The organism is Burkholderia sp. SIMBA_051, assembly GCF_046534915.1.
GTDB classification, from domain to species: Bacteria; Pseudomonadota; Gammaproteobacteria; order Burkholderiales; family Burkholderiaceae; genus Burkholderia; species Burkholderia ambifaria.
Genome location: NZ_JAWRXS010000643.1, coordinates 1 through 249, shown reverse-complemented (window position 1 = coordinate 249; position 249 = coordinate 1). Strand labels below are relative to the sequence as shown.

Below are 249 nucleotides of genomic sequence, written 5' to 3'. Positions count from 1 at the left end.
CGACCACGGCGTTCGCCGGCGTATAGAGCGTGAAGCGGATGCCGCGAATGCCGCCCGCGTGCAGCGATTCAAGCTCGGCGTCCGTCACATCGGGGCGCACGACGGCGACGCCGCGCGCATTCGCGATGCCGAACTGGCGAATCGCATCGAGCGTCATTGCGTTGTCAGTACCATAGATGCGCGGCGTCACGATCACCAAGCGCTGCGTGCCAATTCGCGCCTGCACTTCGCGATACGCGGCGACATCCG

General features: G+C 65.9%; 1 protein-coding gene. It reads right to left on the bottom strand.

What is annotated here, in order from left to right:
* Window positions 1-249 (bottom strand): amidohydrolase family protein (locus SB771_RS36065; protein ID WP_410722170.1); only part of this gene is annotated, 249 nt, incomplete at both ends.